This window comes from Psychrobacter sp. TPE 89C (genome assembly GCF_055522395.1).
Window position 1 is genome coordinate 1 of the sequence record NZ_JBVFXW010000108.1, and the last position, 731, is coordinate 731.

Below are 731 nucleotides of genomic sequence, written 5' to 3' on the forward strand. Positions count from 1 at the left end.
ATGGATATGTCAGGGATGCAAGGCGGGCAGCCACCGGCCGATGCTCGCAGTCCAGACTATTCAAATGGGGTTTCATACGGGCATTATGGTAAGCCAATGATGATGGGCAGCATGCCATTGTGGGGAGTGTCAGTAGACGACTTGGGTTATCAGTTTGATGAAGACCAAATCAACTTCGAGGCGACGGGTTGGTATGGTACTGATAGCAATCGTATAAGGCTACGCACGGAAGGTAGTGCTCAGACTAAAGACGATAAAGAAATAGACAGCTTGAGCTCGCTTGCTTATTGGAAACCACTGAGTATTTTTTGGAATGGTGAAGCTGGTGTCGCTTACGATACTGAAAATGACAACGCTGCCCTTATGGCAGGCATTGTCGGCACCGCGCCTTATTTTATCGAAACAGATGCGAGAGCCTACTTATATACCGATGGTCAACTTCGTCTTGATTTAGGCGCAGAGTATGAATGGCGTCTAGACCAGCATTGGGTGGTCATACCGGAGGTGGGGCTAACTGCCTTTAGTAAAGATGACCATGATAACGACATTACCAAAGGCTTTAATGAAATGGAAACTGAGGTCAGACTGACTTACGAGACGTTCAGTCGCCAGCTAGCTCCTTATGTGGGTGTTAGTTATGAGACAGCGCTTGGCAAGGCTCGTGGTCAACGACGTCAAGAAAATGAATCGGTTGATAGTAGTAGTTTGACTGCGGGGGTCAAATTCTGGTT

Annotated in this window: 1 protein-coding gene; it reads left to right on the forward strand. The window is 47.6% G+C overall.

Translation table 11 applies throughout. The features are described from left to right. Nucleotides 1–731 (forward strand): copper resistance protein B (locus tag ACZW67_RS14325; RefSeq protein ID WP_465183810.1); only part of this gene is annotated, 731 nt, incomplete at both ends.